This window comes from Streptomyces sp. 378 (assembly GCF_030124145.1).
In the GTDB taxonomy this organism is placed as follows: domain Bacteria; phylum Actinomycetota; class Actinomycetes; order Streptomycetales; family Streptomycetaceae; genus Streptomyces.
In genome coordinates this window covers 34,003-56,990 of sequence record NZ_JASKMS010000027.1, presented here as the reverse complement: position 1 = coordinate 56,990, position 22,988 = coordinate 34,003, and the positions used below count along the sequence as shown (strand labels likewise).

General features: G+C 70.5%; 20 protein-coding genes. 9 read left to right on the top strand and 11 right to left on the bottom strand.

Going from position 1 to position 22,988, the window contains the following annotated elements:
* Positions 1-78: 78 nt before the first annotated feature.
* The 3 genes from QNO09_RS29595 to QNO09_RS29585 all read left to right on the top strand — a co-directional run bounded on the left by QNO09_RS29595 (position 79) and on the right by QNO09_RS29585 (position 2,982).
* The gene (locus QNO09_RS29595; RefSeq protein ID WP_283973318.1) at positions 79-843 is read left to right on the top strand and encodes a MerR family transcriptional regulator; all 765 of its coding nucleotides are present in this window, start codon (positions 79-81) and stop codon (positions 841-843) included.
* Positions 844-990: 147 nt separating this feature from the next.
* The gene (locus QNO09_RS29590; protein ID WP_283973317.1) at positions 991-1,440 is read left to right on the top strand and encodes a nucleoside deaminase; all 450 of its coding nucleotides are present in this window, start codon (positions 991-993) and stop codon (positions 1,438-1,440) included.
* A 144-nt stretch (positions 1,441-1,584) separates the two neighbouring features.
* A complete protein-coding gene (locus QNO09_RS29585) occupies positions 1,585-2,982 on the top strand; it encodes a condensation domain-containing protein (RefSeq protein WP_283973316.1) in 1,398 nt (465 codons plus the stop codon).
* A gap of 83 nt (positions 2,983-3,065) precedes the next feature.
* Here QNO09_RS29585 and ccsB read toward each other — a convergent pair whose 3' ends face one another.
* From ccsB to hemL, 7 genes are all read right to left on the bottom strand, one after another.
* Positions 3,066-4,145: a c-type cytochrome biogenesis protein CcsB gene (gene ccsB / locus QNO09_RS29580; RefSeq protein ID WP_283973315.1), complete on the bottom strand. Its 1,080-nt coding sequence runs from the start codon at positions 4,143-4,145 to the stop codon at positions 3,066-3,068.
* Positions 4,142-5,884 carry a cytochrome c biogenesis protein ResB gene (gene resB, locus QNO09_RS29575; protein WP_283973314.1) on the bottom strand — a complete coding sequence of 581 codons (1,743 nt, stop codon included), beginning with the start codon at positions 5,882-5,884 and terminating at the stop codon, positions 4,142-4,144. The genes ccsB and resB overlap by 4 nt, the downstream gene beginning before the upstream one ends.
* 3 nt (positions 5,885-5,887) lie before the next feature.
* Positions 5,888-6,661: a cytochrome c biogenesis CcdA family protein gene (locus QNO09_RS29570; RefSeq protein WP_283973313.1), complete on the bottom strand. Its 774-nt coding sequence runs from the start codon at positions 6,659-6,661 to the stop codon at positions 5,888-5,890.
* Positions 6,662-6,725: 64 nt separating this feature from the next.
* A complete protein-coding gene (locus QNO09_RS29565) occupies positions 6,726-7,376 on the bottom strand; it encodes a TlpA family protein disulfide reductase (RefSeq protein WP_283973312.1) in 651 nt (216 codons plus the stop codon).
* Between the two features lie 66 nt (positions 7,377-7,442).
* A complete protein-coding gene (locus QNO09_RS29560; RefSeq protein ID WP_283973311.1) occupies positions 7,443-8,741 on the bottom strand; it encodes a polysaccharide deacetylase family protein in 1,299 nt (432 codons plus the stop codon).
* Positions 8,742-9,546: 805 nt separating this feature from the next.
* Positions 9,547-10,245, bottom strand: a complete 699-nt coding sequence (locus QNO09_RS29555; RefSeq protein WP_283973310.1) for a histidine phosphatase family protein — start codon at positions 10,243-10,245, stop codon at positions 9,547-9,549.
* Positions 10,242-11,558 carry a glutamate-1-semialdehyde 2,1-aminomutase gene (gene hemL / locus QNO09_RS29550; protein ID WP_283973309.1) on the bottom strand — a complete coding sequence of 439 codons (1,317 nt, stop codon included), beginning with the start codon at positions 11,556-11,558 and terminating at the stop codon, positions 10,242-10,244. The genes QNO09_RS29555 and hemL overlap by 4 nt, the downstream gene beginning before the upstream one ends.
* Before the next feature lie 509 nt (positions 11,559-12,067).
* Here hemL and QNO09_RS29545 point away from each other — a divergent pair.
* From QNO09_RS29545 to QNO09_RS29525, 4 genes are all read left to right on the top strand, one after another.
* Positions 12,068-12,505: a hypothetical protein gene (locus tag QNO09_RS29545; RefSeq protein ID WP_003974483.1), complete on the top strand. Its 438-nt coding sequence runs from the start codon at positions 12,068-12,070 to the stop codon at positions 12,503-12,505.
* Positions 12,506-13,324: 819 nt separating this feature from the next.
* Positions 13,325-14,638 (top strand): ice-binding family protein, encoded by a 1,314-nt coding sequence (locus tag QNO09_RS29535; RefSeq protein WP_283973308.1) that lies wholly within the window; start codon positions 13,325-13,327, stop codon positions 14,636-14,638.
* Between the two features lie 35 nt (positions 14,639-14,673).
* A complete protein-coding gene (locus QNO09_RS29530) occupies positions 14,674-15,498 on the top strand; it encodes a DUF5819 family protein (RefSeq protein ID WP_283973307.1) in 825 nt (274 codons plus the stop codon).
* On the top strand, positions 15,488-16,570 hold the full coding sequence (locus QNO09_RS29525; RefSeq protein WP_283973306.1) for an HTTM domain-containing protein: 1,083 nt from the start codon (positions 15,488-15,490) through the stop codon (positions 16,568-16,570). Before QNO09_RS29530 ends, QNO09_RS29525 begins: the two co-directional genes overlap by 11 nt.
* 301 nt (positions 16,571-16,871) lie before the next feature.
* Here QNO09_RS29525 and QNO09_RS29520 read toward each other — a convergent pair whose 3' ends face one another.
* Entirely contained in the window at positions 16,872-17,231 is a 360-nt protein-coding gene (locus tag QNO09_RS29520) for a hypothetical protein (RefSeq protein WP_283973305.1), read from the bottom strand.
* 678 nt (positions 17,232-17,909) lie between these two features.
* On the opposite strand from QNO09_RS29520, the gene QNO09_RS29515 reads away from it, so the two are divergent.
* Both QNO09_RS29515 and QNO09_RS29510 read left to right on the top strand, forming a co-directional pair.
* Entirely contained in the window at positions 17,910-18,269 is a 360-nt protein-coding gene (locus QNO09_RS29515; protein ID WP_283973304.1) for a MerR family transcriptional regulator, read from the top strand.
* A gap of 119 nt (positions 18,270-18,388) precedes the next feature.
* On the top strand, positions 18,389-19,189 hold the full coding sequence (locus tag QNO09_RS29510; RefSeq protein WP_283973303.1) for a GNAT family N-acetyltransferase: 801 nt from the start codon (positions 18,389-18,391) through the stop codon (positions 19,187-19,189).
* 335 nt (positions 19,190-19,524) lie between these two features.
* On the opposite strand, the gene QNO09_RS29505 is transcribed toward QNO09_RS29510, so the two are convergent.
* From QNO09_RS29505 to QNO09_RS29495, 3 genes are all read right to left on the bottom strand, one after another.
* The gene (locus QNO09_RS29505) at positions 19,525-20,943 is read right to left on the bottom strand and encodes a sensor histidine kinase (RefSeq protein WP_283973302.1); all 1,419 of its coding nucleotides are present in this window, start codon (positions 20,941-20,943) and stop codon (positions 19,525-19,527) included.
* Positions 20,944-21,663: a response regulator transcription factor gene (locus QNO09_RS29500; RefSeq protein WP_283973301.1), complete on the bottom strand. Its 720-nt coding sequence runs from the start codon at positions 21,661-21,663 to the stop codon at positions 20,944-20,946.
* A 117-nt stretch (positions 21,664-21,780) separates the two neighbouring features.
* Entirely contained in the window at positions 21,781-22,857 is a 1,077-nt protein-coding gene (locus QNO09_RS29495) for an LLM class flavin-dependent oxidoreductase (RefSeq protein WP_283973300.1), read from the bottom strand.
* Positions 22,858-22,988: the final 131 nt, after the last annotated feature.

Here is a 22,988-nt window from a genome sequence, read left to right as displayed (position 1 = left end):
TTCAAGTCTTCCATTGAAGTGCGGTGTTGAGACTTGAGAGCTCCCTTCGGCGGGGTTGCTGCCGTAACCTTCAAATCGATGACGAACGACCGCCGCCTGCGCCCCGTCGACCTGGCCCGGCTGGCCGGTGTCTCGACGCAGCAGATCCGCAACTACGAGGACGCCGGGGTGCTCCCGCCGGCCGCGCGCACCGCGTCCGGCTACCGCGTCTTCGGGGAGGTGCACCGCGGCGCGCTGCTGGCGTACCGGACGCTGATGCGGGGGTACGGGCCGGTGACGGCGACGGCGATCATGCGGGCCCTGCACGAGGGGAACGTCCCGGGCGCGCTCGCGCTGGTCGACGCCGCGCATGCCGCCCTGCACGAGGAACGGGTGTCGCTGCGGGCGGCGAGCGAGGCACTGGAGCTGCTGGCGGCGGAGCCGCCCGCCCCCCTGCCGCGCTCGGGCGGCCTGCGCATCGGCGAGGTGGCCGTGCTGCTGGGCGTACGGACGTCGGCGCTGCGCGTGTGGGAGGGGGCCGGGCTGCTCTCGCCGGGGCGCGAACGCGGCACGGGCTACCGGGTGTATCAGCCCGCCGACGTGCGCGACGCCCGGCTCGTGCACACCCTGCGCCGCAGCCACTACCTCTTCGACCAGATCAGGCCGGTGCTGGAGGGGCTGCGGCGGGAGGGCGGCAGTGCGGCGCTGCGGGCGGCCGTCGCGGCCCGCGGCCAGGCGCTGACGGCCCGCACCAGGACCATGATCGAGGGCGCGGGCGCCCTGCACGCCTACCTCGACCGGTGCACCGCGGCCGGGACGGCGACAGGACAGACAGCGGATGGGCCGGGACCATCAGCCAGGTGATGACGGCCGGCGCGGCCGGCGGTCGGCTCGGTGCCGCCGGTGATCCGGTCGGCCACGGCAGAAGGGCGACCGGCGACTCGTCCGCCGCACGCGCGGCGATGACCGGACCAGGTTACGGAGCGGCTCAGGCAGGTCATGGATGAGGCCATGGACCAGGCACAGGCCCGCGCGTGGCTCACCACCGCCCTGGAGGAGGCCCGCACCGGCCTCGCCGAGGGCGGTGTCCCCATCGGCGCCGCGCTGTACGGCCCCGGCGGGATCCTCCTCGGCCGCGGCCACAACCGGCGCGTCCAGGACGACGACCCCGCGATGCACGCGGAGACAGCGGCCTTCCGGGCGGCGGGACGGCAGCGGTCGTACCGGGGCACGACGATGGTGACCACCTTGTCGCCGTGCTGGTACTGCTGCGGACTGGTCCGGCAGTTCGGCATCTCCCGGGTGGTGATCGGTGAGGCGACCACTTTCCGGGGCGGGCAGGACTGGCTGGCTCGCCACGGCGTGGAGATCGTCCTGCTGGATGACCCCGAGAGCATCGAGCTGATGCGCGCCTTCGTCATCGAGCATCCGGAACTGTGGAGCGAGGACATCGGCGGCTGAGACGGATGCCCCCGACCGCCTTCCGGAGTGCTCGCCCTGTGGGATGCCATCCGTTCCACTGAAAAGTCGCGCCTTCCGGTGTGGGGCCTCCGCCCGCACGTCAACTGATGGTCTGTACATCCCATCGGCGAGCGGAGATACCCCGTGCGCATGACAGACATCCAGCACTGTGAGGTCCGGCCCGGACGACTCGTGGAGTGGACGCTCGATCCGGCGGCCGCCGCGACGGTGAAGGGCCTGCGGGAGGACTCCCGGCCCCCGGCCTATATCCAGGAGTCGCACATCAGGGCCTCCCGGTCCGTGCGTGAGGACGGATTGTTCGTACCGACCTGGATCGGCGTAGGTTTCGATCTCCCGGGCCGGACGGAACCGGACGTCCTCCAGGACGCCTTGCACGCCTGGACACTGCGGCACGAGACACTGCGCAGCGGCTTCACCTGGTCCGGGCCGCCCGACGACGAGATGGTCCGGTTCACGCTCGACAGCGAGGACGTGCGCCTGCACCGGGAGGAGATCGGCGACTTCACGGACGAGACGGCGCTGGCCGTGCATCTCCAGAACCGGTTCGACATCGTGGCGGACGCACTCCGGTGGCCCAACTTCATCTACGCGGCGGTCATCCGCGACGACAGCACCAGCGTGTACATGGCCTTCGATCACAGCAACGTCGACGCCTACTCGCTCCAGAACATCCCCGCCACCCTCCACGAACTCTGTGCGGCGGCCGCGGCGGGCCGCTGCCCGACGCAGCAACCCGTCGCCAGCTACGTCGACTTCTGCGAAACCGAGCGTGCGGACGCGGACAACGTCGACGACGGCCATGACACGGTGGCCCGCTGGCGGGAGTTCATCAAGAACTGCGACGGGCAGCTGCCGAACTTCCCCGTCGATCTCGGCCTGGACCCCGACGGGGGACTGCCCCCGCAGAAGGTGCTGTGCGGACCGCTTGTGGACGCCGACGACGCCGCCGCGTTCGAGGCGCACTGCCGGCCCTACGGCGGCAGTCTGGTCGGCGTGCTGGCGGCCACCGCGCTCATCGTCCATGAGATCGGCGGGGAACCCGTCTTCCGCACCGTCGTACCGTTCCACACCCGGGCGACGTCCCGGTGGTCGGACTCCGTGGGCTGGTATGTCGGCGGGGCACCGGTCGAGATCCAGGTGGCGGAGGTCCCTGGCTTCCACGGAGCTCTGGAGAACGCGCGCACCGCGCTGCGCGCCAACCGGCGGCTGGCCCGCACACCCCTCGAGCGGGTACTGCGACTGCTCGGAACGGACTTCCGCCCCACCTCTCCCGACCTGTACTCCCTGGTGTCCTTCCTCGACGCCCGCGACATCCCCGGCTCGGAGCGGTGGGCCGAGCTGAAGACCTACGGACTGGTCAGGGTGTCGTACGGCGACCGGGTCTGCGTCTGGGTGAACAGACTCCATGAGGGCCTGTGGTTCGCATGCCGCTATCCGGACACCGACATCGCGCACAAGAACCTGTCCCTGTACGCGACCCGGCTGCGGGAGGTGATCACCAGCGTCGCGCGGCAGGGCTGATACCGGCGGCAGCCGGCTTGCCGGGCACTCAGGGCCGCCGGACAGCAGGAGCCCATTGCTGTCCTGCCCTCGCACCCGGAGTGCTACACACCGGCGTAGGAGTGCTTGCCCGAAACGAAGATGTTCACGCCGTAGTAGTTGAACAGCCAGCAGCCGAAGGCGATCAGGGCCAGGTAGGCGGCCTTGCGGCCCTTCCAGCCGGCGGTCGCGCGGGCGTGCAGGTAGCCGGCGTAGGCGACCCAGGTGATGAAGGACCAGGTCTCCTTCGGGTCCCAGCCCCAGTAACGGCCCCAGGCGTCACCGGCCCAGATCGCGCCCGCGATGATCGTGAACGTCCACAGCGGGAAGACGGCCGCGTTGACGCGGTAGGAGAACTTGTCGAGGGAGGCGGAGGAGGGCAGCCGCTCCAGGACGGAGGTCGCGAAGGTGCCGGGCGTGCCGCCGCTCGCGAGCTTGCTCTCGTAGGAGTCCTTGAAGAGGTACAGGATCGTGCCGACCGCGCCCACGTAGAAGACCGCGCCGCAGAAGATCGCCGTCGAGACGTGGATGTACAGCCAGTACGAGTGCAGGGCCGGGACCAGCTGGTCGCTGGCGGTGTAGAGGACCGTGACCGCCAGACCCAGGTCGAGCAGGACCGAGGTGATCAGGAACAGGCCGAGCCAGCGCACGTTCTTCTTCAGGGCCAGCAGCCCGAGGTACACGCCGACCGCGACCGTGGAGAACGTGATGTTGAACTCGTACATGTTGCCCCACGGCGCGCGCTCCACCGACAGGGCGCGGGTCAGGACACCGCCGAACTCGATCACGAAGGCGAGCACCGTGAGGGAGATGGCGATCCGGCCGTACAGGTCGCCCTGCTCGTCCCCGCCGTGCGCCCCGGGGCCGTCCGGCACGTCGCGCCGACCGGCGGCGGCCCGCACGGTGACCTTCGGCCGCTCCAGCACGGCGGTGCCGCCGGCCCGGTTCACGGTGACGGCCGGTGCCCGCTCGGCGTCCGCCTTGGTGGTGAGCGCGGCAGCGGTCCGGGCGACCTTGCTGCGGCTGCCGAAGAGCCATTCGGCGATGTACGCGAAGAAGGCCAGGGTGTAGACGGCCATCGCGGAGTAGATCAGCACATTGCTGATGCTCGCGAGGTTTTCGTTGGTGGCGGCGGCGAGAGTCACTTCTCAGCCCCTTCGGCAGGTACGGGGGTTGTGGTACCCGGCTCCTGAGCGGTGTCGGGGGAATCTGCGGGGTCGTCGGCGCCGGGCGCGCCCGGCGCCTGGTCGTACAGGACTCCGGCGAGGTCGCCGAGCTCCTCGGGGACCTTGGCGGACTCGCTGCGGCCGAGGCCGGCCATCTCGACGACGGTGACGCCGTCGGCGCCCTTGACCGCGCGCACCCACACGCGGCGGCGCTGGATGAACAGGGAGGCGGCGAGGCCGCCGATCGCGGCGAGGGCACCGGCGAGGGCCCAGCCGCTGCCGGGCTGCTGGACGACCTGGAAGCCGGCCCACTCCTTGATGTCCTTGCCGATGGTGACCGAACCGGCGCCGTTCGGGAGCGTCATGGTCTCGCCGGGCTTCAGCAGCTTCTTGAACAGCTTGCCCTGGGAGTCCTTGAACTCCTTCATGTTGCTGCGGTCCATCTGGTACACGCTCTGCGGGATGCCCGAGTCGGCCCCCAGGTCGCCGTGGTAGGCGGACAGCGCGAGCACCGGATTGTCCAGCGCGGGGAACTGCGACAGCATCGTGCCGCTGGCGGAGCCGCCGAAGGTCGGCACGAAGAACGCGTTGAAGCCGAGCTGCTCCTTCTTGCCCTGCTGGTCGCGGTAGCCGTCGAGGACCTTGACGACACCGGAGGAGGTGACGTTGGCGTCCAGCGGCAGCAGCGGTACGGCGTCGTCGAAGACGACCTTGCCCTTGCCGTCCCGGACGGTGATCACGGGCGCGTAGCCGTGGCTGACGAGGTACACCTTGGAGTCGCCGATCTCCAGCGGGTGGTTCACCTCGACGGTGTCCTTCTCGTCCTTGCCGTAGGCGCCCGCGCTGTAGGTGATGTCGGCCTGGAAGACGCGCGGGGTGCCCTTGTTGGGGCCGGTGCGCTCGTAGCTGCCGGTGAACTTCTTCAGGTTGAAGCTGAACGGCACCAGGTCGTCGGACGTGAAGAGGTTGCCGGACCTGAAGTCGTCGTACTGGGTCAGCGTGTTGGAGAACCCGTCGCCCTCGACGACCAGCTTGTTGCCCTCCGCCTTGTACAGCTGGCCCCAGGCGAAGGCGACCAGCATCACGATCAGGGCGATGTGGAAGACGAGGTTGCCCGTCTCGCGCAGGTAGCCCTTCTCGGCGGCGACGGCGTCCCCGGTGAGGTGGGTGCGGAAGCGGCGCTTCTTCAGCAGGGTCAGGGCGGCCTGATGGACCTGCTCGGGTTCGGCCGTGGTGCGCCAGGTGGTGTGGGCGGGCAGCCGGTTCAGCCGCCGGGGCGCGCCGGGCGGCAGACCGCGCAACTGGCCCACGAACTGCCAGGTGCGGGGCACGATGCAGCCGATGAGGGAGACGAACAGCAGGATGTAGATCGCGGAGAACCACACCGAGCTGTAGACGTGGAACATGCCGATCTTGTCGTAGACGTCCCCGAGGGTCGGGTGGGCCTTGCGGAAGGCGGCGACCTTCGTCTCGTCCTGGCCGGACTGCGGGATGAGCGAGCCGGGGATCGCGCCGAGGGAGAGCAGCAGGAGCAGCAGCAGGGCGACCCGCATGGAGGTCAGCTGCCGCCAGAACCAGCGGGCCCAGCCGATGACGCCCAGGGCCGGGAGGTGGGGCGCGTCCTCCTTGGGGGCGGTGGACAGCTGGGAGCCGGCGTCACCCAGCTCCCGGTCCTCGGCGGCGGACGGGGCCGGGTCGGAGGCGGTGGTCTTGCTCATCGATCAGATCCCCACAGTGAAGCCGTCGGACCAGACCTGCATCTCCTGCACGATGCGGTCCCACGCGCCGGTCAGCAGCAGCAGACCGGTCACGATCATCATGATGCCGCCGACCCGCATCACCCAGACGTAGTGGCGCTTGATCCAGCCGAAGGCTCCCAGGGCCTTGCGGAAGGCGACCGCGGCGAGCACGAAGGGCACGCCCAGGCCCAGACAGTACGCGACGGTCAGCACGGCTCCGCGTCCGGCGCTGCCCTGGCTCAGGGCGAGGGTCTGGACGGCGGCCAGGGTCGGGCCGATGCAGGGGGTCCAGCCGATGCCGAACAGGGCACCGAGCACGGGGGCACCGGCCAGTCCGGCGGCCGGCTTGCGGTGGAAGCGGAACTCGCGCTGCGTGAGCCAGGGCATCAGGCCCATGAAGAAGACGCCCATGAGGATCATGAAGACGCCCAGCACCTTGGACAGCACGCCCCGCTGTTCCTGGAGCGTCTGGCCGAAGTACCCGAAGAGGGCCCCGCCGGAGACGAACACGGCCGTGAAGCCCAGCACGAACAGCGAGGCTCCGGCGACCATCCGGCCGCGCCGGGCCTCGGCCAGGTCGGTGCCGCTGACTCCGGTGACGTAGGAGAGGTAACCGGGGACCAAGGGCAGCACACAGGGCGAGAAGAAGGAGACGAGTCCGCCCAGCAGGGCGATCGGCAGGGCCACCAGGAGGGCGCCGTTGAGCACCGTGCCGTTGGGGTCCGTGACCGCGGCGAGCGTGGTGACCGCGCTCACGTCACTGCTCCGCTCACTGCCACTGCGACTCCGCTCACTGCCACTCCGCCCACTGCCACTCCGCTCACTTCTCCGCGACGACCGGCTTGAGCATCTTCAGCAGCCGTTCCTCGCTGAGCGCGGACAGTGAACGGGCCGCGATCTTGCCGTCCCGGTCGAGGATGAGCGTGGAGGGGATCGCCTGCGGGTTGAGCGTGCCCTTCTTGAAGCGCAGCAGCAGCTTGCCGGTGGGGTCGTAGAGGCTGGGGTAGGTGATGCCCCAGTCCTTCTCGAAGGCGAGGGCCGCGCCGGTGGAGGTGTCCCGGGTGTTGATGCCGATGAACTGCACGCCCTTGTCGGCGTAGTCCTTGGAGACCTTCGCGAAGTACTTGGCCTCGGCGCGGCAGGGGTTGCACCAGGAACCCCACACGTTGAGGACGACGACCTTGCCCTTGTAGTCGGCGACGTCGAGCATCTTGCCGGCGATGGTCTTGCCGGACAGGTCGGGCGCCGGGGTGCGCTCGCCCTCGGCGGCCGTGGCGATGCCGTCGGTGCCGGTGACGAAGTTGGTGTTGCCGCCCCCGCCCGAGGTGCCGCCGGAGCCGCACGCGGAGACGAGCAGCGCGGTGGCGGCGAGCCCGGCGATCAGGGCGGCGTCACGGCGGACACGGCGGGTGCGCCCGGTGGCACGCGGCGAGCGGTCGGAGCGCAGGGGGGCACGGCTGGCGGCACTCATGTGAAAAGTTTCGCATGCCCGTTCTGGGGTTCTCGCCCACCCCCCTTGCGGGCGGAAAACCGCATTTCAGGCGGCGTTCCTCGAGGCGTCTCCGCTCGGCGTGGCGGTCCGGCCGGTGAACTCCCGCCAGCCACCGGCCGGCTGCTGTCCCACGCCGAGCGTGCGGAACTTTTCGAGCACCTCGGGCTTCTGCACGTCCAGCCAGTCGGTGAACTGCCGGAAGGAGACGAGACGCACATCCGCGCCTTTCTCCTTCTCCCGCGCCATGTGCTTGAAGGCCTCTTCGACGGCGTCCATGTAGAGGCCGCCGTTCCACTGCTCGAAGTGGTTGCCGATGAAGAGCGGTGCCCGGTTTGTCTCGTATGCCCGCTTGAAGCCCTGGATGTACGCCTGGGCCGACTGCTTCCGCCAGCCCGGGTAGTTGTGGGCCGGGGCCTTGGTGGAGTTGAGGGACTGGTTGGCCAGCATGTTGTAGTCCATCGACAGGACCTCGAAGCCGCGCCCGGGGAAAGGTATCTGCTGGAGGGGCAGGTCCCATATGCCCTGCCGCTTGCGCGGCCAGACCTGGAGGCCGCCGGGCGAGGAGGCGTCGTAGCGCCAGCCGAGCTCGCGGGCGGTGGGCAGCAGATTGTCCTGGCCGAGCAGACAGGGCGTACGGCCGCCGACGAGTTCCTTGTCGTAGTCGAACGGCAGAGACGGCAGGTCGGTCCAGCCGGTGTTGGTGCGCCATTCCTTCACGAAGGACTTCGCCTGGTCGATCTCGCTGCGCCACTGCTGGGGCGTCCAGTTCTTGACCGAGCCGTGGGACTCACCGCAGAAGTGCCCGTTGAAGTGGGTGCCGATCTCGTGGCCCTCCAGCCAGGCGCGGCGGACGTTCTTCAGCGTGTCCTTGATGTGCGCGTCGGTGAGGTAGCCGATGTCGGAGGCGCCGCGCGGGTTGTTCGGCGGGTCGTAGAGGCGCTTCTTCGACTCGGGCAGCAGATACAGCCCGGACAGGAAGAAGGTCATGCTCGCGCCGTGCTCCTTGGCGAGGTCCAGGAAGCGCGGGAAGAGACCGTTGCCGACCTCCCCGGCGCCGTCCCAGGAGAACACGACGAACTGCGGCGGGGTCTGGCCCGGCTCCAGCGGCTCCGGCTTCGCGGGCTGGTGCGGCTGCTTGCCGGTGTGGGCGGTGGAGCCGTCGCCGATGGGGCGGGCTGCGGGCTTGGGCTTCGGCTTCGATCCGTCCCGGGCGGAGTCGCCGCCGGAACCGTCGGCGTGGCCGGAATCGTCCGAGCCCGTGAGACCGCCGCAGCCGGCGAGCGAGACAGCGGCGGCGGCTCCCGCGCCGATTCCGAGCATTCCCCTGCGGGAGAGAGCGCGCATGGCATCCCCGATTCGTCACGTCGTGCTGGTCACCCAGAGAGAGGTCGTGAAGAACGAGGAGGTTCCGCTGATATGCGCAGATTCCGTAACGAAAGAGTCGTAAACGATCAGAAGGTGCCGAACGGCAGGCGCTTTCACGCCTCTCCAACGCCCCGCGCGGGGCGCCCCGCCCGCGCCGACCACTCGGGCGACGAGCCCGCGAGCTTACGCGCTTCCGCCGCCTGCCCGGACACAGATACGCGTCCGCGCGACGACCGCCACACGCGCCTCCCGCCACCTCCCCGGACGCAGGTACGCGTCCGCGCGACGACGCCTCACGCGCCTCCCCTCGCCTACCCGGACGCACGTACGCGTCCGCGATGCGCGACGACAGCCGGGCACCCGGCCCGCTTCCGAACACCCACCGGCCGCCGCTCCCGGCAGCGGGCGCGGGGTGCCCGGGTCGCGCGCAGGAAGCCGGGCCTGGAGCTGCGCGGATGGCCCGGGCAGGGCCCGCCGGGCGTCGAGGCCGCCATGTCATGCGTTTCCGCCGCCACCCCGGCCGCCGCCGGTGCGCGTTCTCCGTAGCCGGGGCTGGGGGTGTCCAGCCCAGGCCCGGCAGGACCCGCCAGGCCGCCAGGCCGCGAGGTCATGCGCTTCTGCGGCCGCCCCGGCCGCCGGTGCGCGTCCGAGACCGGAGCTGAGGGTGTCCAACCCCGGTGCCGGACCGCACGGCTGACGACCGTCGGCCGTCGGCCGTGGACGGCCCGCGAGTCGGCCGCTCCGCCGGCCACCCGCGGGCCACGCGCGAGCTACGCGCTGCCCGCTACGCGCCGAAGGCCTTGCCCTGGCCCTTGGTCGGCTTCGCGCCCGCGAGGAGGTGTGCGGGGACCAGGTCACGGGCCGGTTCGGAGTAGCCGACGGAGACGATGCGGTCGCCCCGGTACGTGAACGTCGTCAGGGAGGCGAGCGTGCACTGGCGCTTGCGCGGGTCGTGCCAGAGGCGGCGGCGTTCCACGTACGACCGGACGATCCAGATGGGCAGCTGGTGGCTGACCACGACCGCCTCGTGCCCGCGGGCCCTGTCCTTCGCCGCGCCCAGCGCGCTCATCATGCGGACGACCTGGTCGACGTACGGCTCGCCCCAGGACGGCCGGAACGGGTTGGCCAGGTGCTTCCAGTTGCCGGGCTTGCGCAGCGCCCCGTCCCCGACCCCGAACGTCTTGCCCTGGAAGATGTTCTCGGCCTCGATCAGCCGCTCGTCGGTGGCGAGGTCCAGCCCGTGCGCCTTGGCGATCGGCTCGGCCGTCTCCTGCGCACGCTCCAGCGGCGAGGCGACGACATGCGTCACATCGCGGCCGGACAGGTGCTCGGCGACCCGGTCTGCCATGCGGCGGCCCAGGTCGGAGAGGTGGTAGCCGGGCAGCCGGCCGTAGAGGATGCCGTCCGGGTTGGCGACCTCGCCGTGCCGCATGAGGTGGACGACGGTGATGTCCTCGGCGCTGTTGTTCTTCCCGTCGCTCATGCCGTCGCCTCCGCCGCCGCGCGGGCAGCCGCCGGGACGGCGTCGGCGATCCGCTGCACGGCCCGCTCGTCGTGCGCGGCGGACACGAACCAGGACTCGAAGGAGGACGGCGGCAGGTAGACGCCGTTCGCGAGCAGCGAGTGGAAGAAGGCGGTGTAGCGGAAGGACTCCTGCGCCTTGGCGTCCTCGTAGTCGCGCACGGGCCGGTCGGTGAAGAACACGGAGAACATGTTGGACGCGGTCTGCAGCCGGTGCGCGACGCCCTCCTTGGTCAGGGCCCCGGTGACGAGCCCCTGGATCTCCTTCGACACGGCGTCGACCTTGGCGTACGCGGCGTCGTCGAGGAGCCGCAGCTGGGCGAGCCCGGCCGCGGTGGCGACGGGGTTACCGGAGAGGGTGCCGGCCTGGTAGACGGGCCCGGCCGGGGCGAGGTGGGCCATGACGTCCGCGCGTCCACCGAAGGCCGCCGCGGGGAAGCCGCCGCCCATGACCTTGCCGAAGGTCATCAGGTCGGGGACCACCCCGTCGACGCCGAACCACCCGGCCCGGCTGGTCCGGAAACCGGTCATGACCTCGTCGGAGATGTAGAGGGCGCCGTTCTCGGAGCAGATGTCCTTCAGGCCCTGGTTGAAGCCGTCCGCGGGCGGTACGACGCCCATGTTGCCCGGGGAGGCCTCGGTGATCACGCAGGCGATCTCGCCCGGGTGGGCCCGGAAGGCCTCGCGGACGGCGTCGAGGTCGTTGTACGGCAGGACGATGGTGTCCCCGGCCTGGGCGCCGGTGACGCCCGGGGTGTCGGGCAGCGCGAAGGTCGCCACCCCGCTGCCGGCCGCGGCGAGCAGCGAGTCGACGTGCCCGTGGTAACACCCGGCGAACTTGATCACCTTGGCTCGCTGCGTGAACCCGCGCGCGAGCCGGATCGCGGACATGGTCGCCTCGGTCCCGCTGGACACGAGCCGCACCTGCTCCAGCGGCGCGACGCGGGAGACCATCTCCTCGGCGAGCGCGACCTCCCCCTCGCCGGGCGTCCCGAAGGACGTGCCGCGGGCGACGGCGTCCTGCACGGCGGCGATGACCTCGGGGTGCGCGTGCCCGAGGATCATGGGCCCCCAGGAGCAGACGAGGTCGACGTACTCCCGTCCGTCCGCGTCGGTCAGATACGGGCCGGTGCCGGACACCATGAACCGCGGTGTGCCGCCGACGGCTCGGAAGGCCCGCACCGGTGAGTTCACGCCGCCGGGCGTGACGGCCTCCGCACGGTCGAAAAGAGCCTGCGAGGCCGGTGCTTCATACGGATATGCCAGTTCGCTCATGACCTGCGACTTCTCCGACCTTCTCCGACGTAGTCGGGCTCCGGGTGCCAATGACTTGTTCAGGGTAGGCCAGGGGGGTGGGCGGACGGGGCGTGGGACAACCGGCCCCCCGGCGCCCGTCGTCTGCGAGACTGGTACCCGATACACACAGCTCAAGCGGCCAGGGGTGGTCGGAGGCTGCGAAGCTCCCGCGGTCAGATGTTTCAGCGCACGTTTCGGCGGGCGGCCGTGGGGGAGGTCACTGACACGATGATCGGGTTGCGCGGCAGGGGCGACGCGTCCTAGAAAAGCAGTCGGGTGGAGATATGCATCGCGGTGGCGGACTGGGTGAGGGGACTGACGACCTCGGTCCTCGGCGTGCCCGGCGGGGAAGGCACCGGCGCGAGGCGGAGGACGCTCAGGAGCCGCGTCAGACCCAGGGTCCACCGAGTGAACCGGAGCGGGCCGCCGGACGTACTGAACGGCGGGTGGACGATCTTCGGGCCGGGAGCAGCGGGAATGGTGGTCGGGTGGGGGTGACGTACAAGTACTTCGGCGCCCCCGACGGTGCGACCGCGGCCCGCGTCCCGATCTCGATGCGTCCCGAGGAACTCGGCGGCGACGAGCTCGGTATGAACGGCATGTTCACGAAGATCAAGCCGGAGACCATGGCGGCGATGGTCCTCACGGGCATCGAGGGCGTCCCCCTGCACAAGGTCCCGCCCCTGGAACTGGTCGTCCTGCACCCCGACTACGCGGTGGTCAAGTTGCCCATGACGGTCGTCGACCCCCTGCGCGGCATCGGCGAGGAAGCGGTCGGCGCGGCGGCCTTCATCTGGTCGACGGTCCCGGACCGCGGCGGCCCCCGCGACGCGTTCAACGTCTACCAACTGCTGCACGAGTGGCAGGACTTCAGCCACCGGCTGCATGAGGCGGGGCATCAGCCGTATTGCTTGGTGTGGCCCTGAGCCTGGATTTCGACGGGGTCGGGGCGGGATCTTCGGGTCTCGCCCTTTTTCGTGCCGGGGAGGGTTGTCAGGCGGCCAGGGCACATTGAGGGCACATCGGCTTTGCCGGGGGGTGCCGATGTGGGGCCTGGGTGGTGGGCAGGGCGCCGTCGGATCCGCCTACTCGGCCTTCGCTTCGGCTTCGGCGAGGGCGTCACCGCAACCTGCGGTCGGCATCTCCGCCTGTGCGGCACATTGCCGCGGGCAGATTCCATTGCGGCTGTCCTAGAACAGGACGGCACGGCACGGCACCAGGCACCCGTTCCCGCATGCCCCCATCGCACGGGCCGGCCCACTGCCCAGGGCATGGACGCCGGACACCTCACGGGCCGCCATGCCGGCGATTTTCGTCTACATCGGCAAGGGTCCTCCGGCCGCGAAAGCCGGCCGCTCCACCGCGCCTCACGCCGGTGCTCTCAGTCATCGGGATACACCTCCCACGAGGCCCAGACGACCCCCTGTCACATTATGGACCTTTCCATCCTTTCGCTCCGAACAGGCGACCGTCCGTCCGGTCGACTTCGATGCGGGCCACACCGCGGCGCGAAGCGCGAAACGTCGGAGCGCTCACTCCCGGACAACCGCCTCCTTCAACTGTAAATACGAATTGAAGAATACTTTCACGCATTGGAGTGCCTACATCCAAACTGCACACGACCCGCCTGCAATAAATGCCGCTTGTACGCATTCCCGCGTAATATTCCACCAATTCTTAAGGCTCCCCGGGCAGGAACCAAGGCCCGGCAGCCCACGGCCCCTCCACAGGAAATGGCCTCTCGAATGAAGCTGAAATTCCCCAAGGCACCCAGATGCCGCGGTTTGACCGGATGGCTGACCACGGGCCTCGCCGCGACGGTCGCTGCTGTAATGGTCGCTGTCGTGCCGACGCCGGCGCAGGCGATCGCGACACCCGTTCCACTGGGTACGGCTGCCAGTTTCTCGGTTCTGGCAGGTTCCGAGGTCACCAACACCGGCCCCTCACTGCTCAGTCAGGATCTCGGAGTGAGTCCCGGGACGGCCATCAGCGGGTTCCCACCGGGCCAGGTACTCGGTGCCGTGCACGCCGCGGATCAGGTGGCGAACATCGCCAAGAGCGACCTGGTCACGGCGTACAACAACGCCGCGAGCCAGGCCACCGACTTCGCCCTCGCGGCGGGAATCGGTGCCGGCCAGACTTTGCTCCCGGGTGTCTACACCGCTTCGTCCGGTGTGGGACTCACCGGTGACCTGATCCTGAACGCCGGCGGGAACCCGAACGCCGTCTGGGTGTTCCAGATCCCCGAGGCCCTGACGACGGCCTCCTCCAGCCGGGTGCTGCTGACGAACGGCGCCTCGGCGTGCAACGTGTACTGGCAGATCGGAAGTTCGGCCACGCTCGGCACCGACTCGACGTTCGTCGGCACGCTCATGGCGCTGACCTCGATCAGCGTGACCACGGGGACGAACATCGAGGGCCGAGCGCTGGCCCGCAACGGCGCCGTGACGCTCGACAACAACAGGATCTTCCCGGGCAACTGCTCGACCGCGACCTCCGGAACCACGTCCGGGACCACCACCGGCACGACGACCGGGACCACGACCGGTACGACGGTCGGGACCACCACCGGTACGACGGTCGGGACCACCACCGGCACGACCACCGGCCTGATCGGCGGCGGCCTCCTGGGCGGGCCGCTCGTCACCGGCGGGGGCACCGTGGGGGTCACCTCCGGGAACACGTCCGGCAACACGTCCGGCAACACGGCGGGCAACACGGCGGGCAACACGGCGGGCAACACCGGTGGGAACAACGTCACCGCCGGAAACACCGGTGGGAACAACGTCACCGCCGGAAACACCTCGGGCAACACCTCCGGGAACACCGGCGGTCACGACGGCAAGCCCGGTGGACCCGGCCACGGGGACGGTCCTGGCGGCAAGCCCGGTGACGGCCACGGAGCCGGCCATGACGAGGGCGGCAAACCCGGCAAGGGACATGCGGGAATGCCCGGCAAGCCGGCCCACGGTTACGGCATGGGGCCTGACAAGTTCCCCGGCAGCTACGGCTACGGCGACGCGCCGAAGACCGCGGAACACGAGGACGCCAAGAACTAGGCAGTCCATCGGGCTGCGATGAGTCCCTTCACCGGATGACGGCGCGCGGCGGAATCACATCGATTCCGCCGCGCGCCGCCGACGCGTCTCCCCATGAATACCGATCACGGACAGCAGACATGAAGGCAAGGTGGGCGGTGTCCAGCCGAATCGAATCAGCGGACGTGCAAGCACGTGAGCAGTCCGACTCCGATCCGCCGCGGGAACGCCACGGTGGTTCGGGCGCGCCCGGACCACGCCTCGTAGGCGTGCGCGTACTGAAAGCGGCACTGCACACGACCGTGTTCCTCTGCCTGGCCGCGACTCTGGCCCACGTCGTTCTCGTTTTCTTTCATGTGGCACCGCCCAACCCCGTCTCCAGGCGGTACAGCCAGCAGATCGACGCATGGGTCTACCCGCTCTTCGAACAGAACTGGCGACTGTTCGCGCCCAATCCCGACTCCGTCAACCGGCAGGTCCTGGCGAGAACCGCGCACGTCGGCCCCCACGGGTCGATGCAGGTCAGTCCGTGGTTCGACCTGTCAGCCGTGGACAGCGAGGCCGTCGAACACCAGGCGTTCCCCAGCCACACGGCACAGAACCTTCTCCGCCGTGCCTGGGCCACCTACACCGAGACCCACGGGAAGGCCGACACGGCACTCACGGAACGAGCCGTGATGATCCAGAAATACCTGAACAACATCGCCGCGGACCGCATCACCGAGCACCGCGGCGACAGCGGCCTCGACATCGACTTCATCCAGCTCCGCGTCATCACGCTCCCCGTCGCGGCGCCCGGCTCCCACGCAGCGGACAGACCGCCGAAATCTGTTGAGAACCGGCTCCTGCCCTGGTGGAAGGTGACCTCTCATGAGAAGTGAGCAGATGCGCAAGATCCCCGCCGCGGCGATCGCGCTCGTCACAGGCCGACCGGTATCCCTGTACGCCACGTCGGTGCTGCGCATCGGCTACGGACTGCTCTACCTGGTCTTCCTGCTCCGCGAGTTCCCGCACCGCCACGAGATCTGGGGTCCGGGCTCCCCGTGGACACCCGCGCTGGCCGCGCAGCTCTTCGACCAGACGGGCTGGTACAGCTTCCTGCTCCTGTCGGACAGCTTCGTCTACTTCGAGCTGTGCTACGGGGCGGCTCTCGTGACATCCGCGCTGTTCATGCTCGGCTGGCGGACCCGGGCCACGTCCATCGCGTTCGCCGTCGTGGTGACGTCGTTCCACTCGCGGTCGATCTTCATGACGGACGGGGGTGACAACCTGGTTCTGCTGATGTCCCTGTACCTCGTGCTCACCGCGTGCGGCCGGCGCTGGTCCCTGGACGCACGCCGAGAGCGACGCAAGGCGGCTCACGCGACCGGTGCGGCGACCCCGAGGAGTCCGAGCCCGACCATGCAGCAACTCCAGGACTCCCGGGTCACGTTGACCACCGTGGTGCACAACTGCGGCGTGTTCGTCATCGCGGCGCAGGTCTGCCTCCTGTACGGATCGGCCGGCCTGTACAAGGTCCAGGGCACGTACTGGGCCGACGGCACGGCACTCCACTACGTACTGCACCTCGAACTCTTCCAGCCCTGGCCCGCGCTCTCCCACCTCTTGGACCAGTACCCTCTCGCGATCGCGGCCATCAGCTACCTGACCGTTCTCACCCAGGTCGCCTTCCCGTTCGTGCTGTTCGGCAAGCTCAAGTACCCCGTCCTCGCACTCTTGCTGGGCATGCACGCCGGCATCGCGGTACTGCTGGGGCTGCCGGTCTTCTCAGGTGCCATGATCATCGCGGACGCCGTGTTCCTGCCTGACCGTTTCTACACCTCGCTGCCCCGCCTGGGGCGCCGTACGGCACGGCGGCTCGGCGTACGGCTGCCGCGTCCGCGCGGGGAGGCGGGGGGTGGGGCCGTGCCTCCGCAGGCCAGGCCCGAGACCCTCGGCTCGAACCTGCGGTGACGGTTGGCGGAAGGGCGGGCAGAGTGGCGTCTGCCCGTCGGCTCCGCCGTCGGCGGCGGCCTGTGGGGAGGGCGCAGGCCGCGGTCCCGCCCGGCAGGCGGTCGTGGTTGTCCGCGACGATCCCCTGGCGACCGCCTGCGCACCGCCCCGCACGCCCTGCGGGGCCGTCTGGCGAATTCCCCGGTGGTGAGGTGGGCGACTGCCCTGGTGCGGGCCCTCCCGCCTCTCGAGGGGTGCGCCAGGGGACATCCACGCGGGAACGGTCTGCTCCCGCGTGGATGTCTGCTGCCGGGTCGGTGGCTCAGTGGTCGGAGTAGCTGAAGTCCCCCACGGTCCAGGCGCTGACGTCCTCGATGGCGACGCGGTACATCCCGCCCGTCTCCGGGATCCCCACCGTGCCCTGGAGGATGCGGGCGACATGGAAGTGCAGATGCGTGGGCGGGCCGTCCTTCTTCACTGGGGTGTCGAAGACGGTGGAGAACTCGCCGAGTCGGGCGGAGTTGGTCAGCACCTCCGAAACCCTCTGCCTCCACACGGCTTCTGGGGCCAGCCGACCGGTGATGACAGCACCACCGGCGACCACGGTCAAGGACATCTGGTTGCTGTGCCCCGACTCCACAAGGGCAGCGATGTCAACGATCAGCTCGTCAGGCTTCCGCATGGGACCGGATTCTATGCACCGGCCGGCCCGGGCGCTTCGGGCGGTGGCACTTCCGAGACGTAACGGGCGGGCCCGGTGGCGCCGCCGGAAGCCCGGATGTCCCGGGCGTCGCGGGTGGCCCCTCGGCGCGCGGAGATCGGCCGAGCCGGAACCTCACCGCCGAGCAGATCAAAATCTGCGCTCGCCAGAGTAGACATTCTTCATTCGACTCTTTATCGTTTCTCTCGTAGCCGAGATCCAGTGAGGCCCGGCAGACACGAACTGCCGGGCAGCAGTACCCGCATGACGGTGCGGTGGCGGAGTTCCGAAGCCAGGTGGTTGCACGACGGCGACGGAGCTGGCGACCGGACCGGGTGGCCCGCAGGACGAGGGGCCGCCATCAGCAGTACGCAGTTCCCGTTTGGCAAGTGATCGATTCAGAGGGAAGAACGGAGGACTCGAGCGCCATCAGGATCGCCCGGGCACAAGACATGAGTCCGGGTGCCGCAGGACATCGATAGGCAGGTGGTCTCCGGTCACGCATCCGCGATCCCCGCACCCCCGTCGCAGTACCGGACGGCAGGGCGGAAACAGAAGGCCGGCGAGGTATTGGGGCCGGCAGATGGTGTAGCAGTCCCTTCGGGGCCCTGGTGCCGTACGGCACCAGGGCCCCTCTACGCGTTCCACCAGAGAGGTGAGATGACAGCAGACGAGACACTGAGCCGTCTCGACGACGACCACTACCCCGCCTACACGACCGGCCGGGCCGCCGCGCTGCTCGACACCACTCCCGGCTTTCTCCGCGCCCTCGACGAGGCCTCCCTGATCACACCCCTGCGCTCCCGGGGCGGCCACCGTCGCTACTCCCGCCACCAACTCCGCGCCGCCGCCCGCGCCCGCCGGCTCGTCGACCAGGGCACGCCGATCGAGGCCGCCTGCCGGATCATCATGCTCGAAGACCAGCTCGAAGAAGCCCGGCGCCTCAACTCCGCACAGCACCGCCCCGGCGGATCGCCCCGTCCCTCGACCGCCGCCCGAGGGGTGATGGCCGGAATGTGACGCGCAGAGCCCCTCCGCCGAAGGGCAGGATCTACGCGTCGTGGGGTCGCTCCGAGGCATCCCGCGACGGACGGGACGAGTACGGCGGCCGTCGCCGACCGTGATCTGAGGGGGCCCTTGTGCGCGATCTCGCGGACTCGATCGAGTCGATGGAGCAGCTCGCCACCGTCTGGCGGACCATGGTGCTCGACCGGGACCCGCAGGCCGATGTACGGGACCTGCCCGGCATCGCCGTGCGGTGGGCCGACTGCCGGTTCGCCTTCTGGAACTGCGTGACCCTGACCGATGTCGGCGCGGACGCCGGGCTGCTGAAGCAACGGCTGATCGAGACCGCCGAGATCATGCGGTCCAAGACCCACGCCGGGTTCCTGTGGGTCTTCGAGGACCTGCTCGACCCGCAGGCACGCGCCGGGCTCGGGGAAGCCGCCGAACAGGCGGGCCTGCGCTACGCCTTTGCCGGTACCGGCATGGCGGGAGACCTGCTGCCGATCCCCGACCCCGTCCATCCCGAACTGACCTTCGTACGCGTGACCGACGACGACCTGCTGCGGGCCTACGCGGACATCAACGCGCGGGCCTACGGATTCCCGCTGGACGCCGGGCGGGACGGGCTCGCCGGGTCCGCGTTGTGGAAGAGCCGGGTGTACGCGTACCTGGGCCTGCGGGACGGGGTCCCCGTGACCTGCGCCGCCGCGATCGAGGCCGACGGACGGCTCTTCGTCGCGCTCGTCGCCACCGATCCGGCCTGGGAGCGGCGGGGGTACGGAGAGGCCGTGACCCGCAAGGCGCTCCACGAAGGGGCCCGGGCCACCGGGCTGACCCGGGCGACGCTGCACGCGACCGCCGCCGGAGCGCCCGTGTACCCGCGGATCGGGTTCCGGCCCAACTCCCCGCTGCGGTTCTACGCCCTCGGCGACTGACCGGCCCACCGCGCCGACGCACCCGCCCCGGGGAGGGCCAGGGGATCGCGGGGGACGACCAGGAACCGCCGTACGGCTACGTGATGCTCCACTGCACCGCGCGGCTCACCCAGGGCCCGGAGAAGCCGCGCCACCGCCCCACCCGCATCGGCGCCCGCTCCATGGGCGAGGCCCTGTCCCGACCGTACGGCGAGCGCGACTCCGTGCCGGGCGAGTACCTGGTGCGGGCGACCGTGCACGAGGTCGTCGCGTGCGGCTGGCCGCCTCCAGCACGTGGGCGAAGACGACGCGGGCGGGATCGCGGACCAGGGACCCGGTGTTCGGAGCCCGCGGAGTCAGTCGAGCCCTCCGCCCACCGTGAACCCGATCACCGTCCCGCCGCCCTCCCGCCGGAACGCGAAGGGCGCTCCCCCGTGTACGAGGGCGACCTCGCGGACGATGGACAGGCCCAGTCCGGAACCCGGCAGGGAGCGGGCGTCGGCGGCGCGATAGAACCGGTCGAAGATCCGGGTGAGGTCGCTGTCGGCGATGCCCGGGCCGCGGTCGAGGACCTCGACCCGGATCCGGCCGGGCCGGGCCGGACCGGAGACGACGATCTCGATGGGGGCCCGGCCTCCCTGGTCGAACTTCACCGCGTTCTCGACGAGGTTGGACAGCGCCCGGGTCAGCATCCCGGCCCGCCCGTCGGTCGTGGTGTCACCGCTCGCGCGCAGCAGGATCCGCCGGCCGCTGCGGCGCCGGGCCACCCCCGCCACCTCCTCGGCGATGTCGGCGACGTCCAGTCGGCGCGGCGGCTCGGTGTCGGACTGCCCGGCCGCGAGATCCACCAGCTCGTTGACCAGATCGGTCAGTTCCCGGGCCTCCTGGCCCAGGTCGGCGACGAGTTCCTCGCGTGTCTCGGGCGGGAGTTCGTCGATCCGGCGCAGCAGGGAGATGTTCGTGCGCAGCGAGGTGAGCGGCGTGCGCAGCTCGTGCCCCGCGTCCTGCACCAGGCGGCGCTGGTCCTCCTCGGACTGGGCGAGCCGGCCCAGCATGCGGTCGAAGGCGCGGCCGAGGCGGCCCACCTCGTCGTGGCCGGCCACCGGTACCTGGATGCCCAGTCGGCGGGTGCGGGCGACGTCCTCGGCTGCGTCGGTCAGCACGACCAGGCGGCGGGTGATCCGCCGGGCCAGCCACCAGCCGAACAGCCCCGCGCCGACCACCACGGCGGCCATCAGCAGCAGGGTCCGCTGCTGGAGCGCCCGCAGCAGGTCCTCGACGTCGCTGAACTCCTGCGCCACCTGCACCGCGCCCCGGCCGTCGCCGAGGGAGACGGTCGCGACGCGGTAGACGTCGTCGCCCACGTCGACGTCCTTGTGCTCGACCACCCGCCCGGAGTCGGCCGCGGCGGCGATCCGCACGTCGGCGCCGGTGACCGGCAGTCCCGGGCTGCCCGCGTCGACGACGTGCCCGTCCGGGCCGAGCACCTGCACGTCCGTGCGGGCCGGACGCACCAGGTCGTGGCCGGGCGCGGCGGACGAGAAGTCGCCGGGTGTCATGTGGTTCTGGCGCACCTCGTCGCGCAGGTCCTGCACGACCTCCTCGAACACCGTCTGCTGGTCCACCCGCACCAGCCGGGCGGCGGCGCCGTAGGACAGGATGCCGACCAGGATCGTCACGGCCGCCGTCACCGCCGCGAACGACACCGCGAAGGTGGTGCGCAGCGAGACCAGTTTCGGCCGCCGCCCGCTCAGCAGTCGGCGCAGGCGGCCCACTCAGTCCGCCCGCAGCACGTAACCCACGCCACGCACCGTGTGGATCAGCTGCGGGGCGTCCGGCTCGTCGAGCTTGCGGCGCAGATAGCCGACGTAGACGGCGAGGTTCTTGGAGCCGGGCCCGAAGTCGTAGCCCCAGATGCGGTCGTAGATCGTCGAGTGGTCGAGGACGATGCCCGCGTTGCGGACCAGCAGTTCGAGCAGCTCGAACTCGGTGCGGGTCAGCTCCAGCTCGCGCGCCCCCCGCCAGGCCCGGCGCGCCTGCGGGTCCATGCGGACGCCGGCCGCCTCGATGAACCGCTCCGGGAGCGGCCTGGGCGCCTCGGCCGCCGGTGCGCTCCCGACGCCCACCGGGCTGGTGCGGCGCAGCAGGGCGCGCAGCCGGGCGAAGACCTCCTCCACGTCGAAGGGCTTCACCACGTAGTCGTCGGCGCCCGCGTCCAGGCCGGCGATCCGGTCGGCGGTCTCCACGAGGGCCGTCAGCATGAGCACCGGCGTCCGGTCGCCCTCGGCGCGCAGCACCCGGCACACCTGGAGCCCGTCGATGCCGGGCATCATCACGTCCAGGACGAGCACGTCCGGACGGTTGCGGTGGGCCTGCGCCAGCGCCTCGACGCCGTCGGCGACCGCCATGACCCGGTAGCCCTCCAGCGTCAGGGCACGCTCCAGGGCGTGGCGGATGGCGCGGTCGTCTTCGGCGAGCAGCACGGTGTGGGGCACGCGTCCAGTGTGCCAAGCCGCCGGGTCCCGGGGGCCGCATGCGCTGCGCCGGAGCGTCCTTCTTACTGCCCTCTCACCAGGGCCCACGCAACCGGGGAGCCGGGCCCTGCCGTCCTCTCACCCCCGGGCGGAGGCGAGCCGGGCCGCGTGCGTCGGGGCCTCCGGCACGTCCGCCGGGCGGCCCACGGCGAACTCCTTGCGCAGCACCGGCACGACCTCCTCGCCGAGCAGGTCGATCTGCTCCAGCACGGTCTTCAGCGGCAGCCCGGCGTGGTCGACGAGGAACAGCTGCCGCTGGTAGTCGCCGGCGTACTCGCGGAAGGCCAGCGTCTTCTCGATGACCTGCTGCGGGGAGCCGACGGTCAGCGGCGTCTGGTCCGTGAAGTCCTCCAGCGACGGCCCGTGCCCGTACACCGGCGCGACGTCGAAGTAGGGCCGGAACTCGCGCACCGCGTCCTGGGCGTTCTTCCGCATGAACACCTGCCCGCCGAGGCCGACGATCGCCTGCTCGGGCGTGCCGTGGCCGTAGTGCGCGTACCGCTGCCTGTACAGCTCGACCATGCGCTTGGTGTGGTCGGCCGGCCAGAAGATGTTGTTGTGGAAGAAGCCGTCGCCGTAGAAGGCGGCCTGCTCGGCGATCTCCGGCGAGCGGATCGACCCGTGCCAGACGAACGGCGGTACGCCGTCCAGCGGGCGGGGCGTGGCCGTGAAGCCCTGCAGGGGCGTACGGAACGTCCCCTCCCAGTCGACGACGTCCTCGCGCCACAGCCGGTGCAGCAGGGCGTAGTTCTCCACGGCGAGCGGGATGCCCTGCCGGATGTCCTGCCCGAACCAGGGGTAGACCGGGCCGGTGTTCCCGCGCCCGAGCATCAGGTCCACCCGGCCGTCGGCCAGGTGCTGGAGCATCGCGAAGTCCTCGGCGATCTTCACCGGGTCGTTGGTGGTGATCAGGGTCGTGGCCGTGGAGAGGATCAACCGCTCGGTGCGGGCCGCGACAAAGCCGAGCATCGTGGTCGGGGACGACGGCACGAACGGCGGGTTGTGGTGCTCACCGGTCGCGAAGACGTCGAGCCCCACCTCCTCGGCCTTCAGCGCGATGGCGACCATGGCCTTGATCCGCTCGCGCTCGGTCGGTGTCCGGCCGGTGGTCGGGTCGGGCGTGACGTCGCCGACGCTGAAGATCCCGAACTGCATGGTCGCTCACCCTCCAGGTTGTTTACGGTTCAACTATACCCCGGGGAACGGCGACCCCGGCGGGGCTGTTCCAGGTGCGCGGCCCTGCGGGGGCCCGCACCAGCAGCCGCCCGAACACCGACGCTCGCCGA

Coding starts and splice junctions, on each gene's coding strand:
- QNO09_RS29595 (WP_283973318.1), top strand. CDS start 79: ATGACGAACGACCGCCGCCTGCGCCCCGTCGACCTGGCCCGGCTGGCC.
- QNO09_RS29590 (WP_283973317.1), top strand. CDS start 991: ATGGACCAGGCACAGGCCCGCGCGTGGCTCACCACCGCCCTGGAGGAG.
- resB (WP_283973314.1), bottom strand. CDS start 5,884: ATGAGCAAGACCACCGCCTCCGACCCGGCCCCGTCCGCCGCCGAGGAC.
- QNO09_RS29565 (WP_283973312.1), bottom strand. CDS start 7,376: ATGAGTGCCGCCAGCCGTGCCCCCCTGCGCTCCGACCGCTCGCCGCGT.
- QNO09_RS29560 (WP_283973311.1), bottom strand. CDS start 8,741: ATGCGCGCTCTCTCCCGCAGGGGAATGCTCGGAATCGGCGCGGGAGCC.
- QNO09_RS29555 (WP_283973310.1), bottom strand. CDS start 10,245: ATGAGCGACGGGAAGAACAACAGCGCCGAGGACATCACCGTCGTCCAC.
- hemL (WP_283973309.1), bottom strand. CDS start 11,558: ATGAGCGAACTGGCATATCCGTATGAAGCACCGGCCTCGCAGGCTCTT.
- QNO09_RS29535 (WP_283973308.1), top strand. CDS start 13,325: ATGAAGCTGAAATTCCCCAAGGCACCCAGATGCCGCGGTTTGACCGGA.
- QNO09_RS29530 (WP_283973307.1), top strand. CDS start 14,674: ATGACGGCGCGCGGCGGAATCACATCGATTCCGCCGCGCGCCGCCGAC.
- QNO09_RS29525 (WP_283973306.1), top strand. CDS start 15,488: ATGAGAAGTGAGCAGATGCGCAAGATCCCCGCCGCGGCGATCGCGCTC.
- QNO09_RS29520 (WP_283973305.1), bottom strand. CDS start 17,231: ATGCGGAAGCCTGACGAGCTGATCGTTGACATCGCTGCCCTTGTGGAG.
- QNO09_RS29515 (WP_283973304.1), top strand. CDS start 17,910: ATGACAGCAGACGAGACACTGAGCCGTCTCGACGACGACCACTACCCC.
- QNO09_RS29495 (WP_283973300.1), bottom strand. CDS start 22,857: ATGCAGTTCGGGATCTTCAGCGTCGGCGACGTCACGCCCGACCCGACC.